The 454-nt window shown below is 56.2% G+C and carries 1 pseudogene; it reads right to left on the bottom strand.

Features of this window, described 5'->3' with window-relative positions:
• A pseudogene (locus tag RVY79_RS17395) lies at window positions 1-176 on the bottom strand (integrase); the annotation flags it as partial.
• Window positions 177-454 lie beyond the last annotated feature (278 nt).

Genomic DNA, 454 nt, shown 5'->3' with positions numbered 1-454 from the left:
CGAAGCTTCTCAGCCAGCACTGCATGGTCATTTTCGATGGTGCCAGCCGCCGTCTCAAAAAACCTTCTAACCACGCTCCACAGCCGCGTCCCCGTAATGCCTTCAGTGGCATCGATCCCCAGCCCACCAATCAGCGGCGTCTTTGGATTCCAGCGCGCCCGCGTCACCGGTACCTCTCCCGTCATAGATGGCTCAGCTCCTTCATCAACTCCGACGAGCCAAGCAAGCAGCAGGGAATTGACGGTGGACTTGAGCGCGCAAAGGGACAGCTTTAGCGAACTGCAGCCGTCCCACCGCCAGACACAAAATCACTTGATGAAACTGAGCTGCTTGTTGATTCGGTCAAGCACCGGACGCTTCTTAGCGTTGAACTGCTCTTTGTTCCGCTGAATGAGGTTGTTGCCCTTGGTGTCGATCGAGATGATCAACGGGCCGAACTCCTTGACCCGATGTA

The sequence above is a fragment of the Chromohalobacter sp. HP20-39 genome (assembly GCF_033052815.1).
In the GTDB taxonomy this organism is placed as follows: domain Bacteria; phylum Pseudomonadota; class Gammaproteobacteria; order Pseudomonadales; family Halomonadaceae; genus Chromohalobacter.
This window is presented reverse-complemented; position numbering and strand designations above follow the sequence as displayed.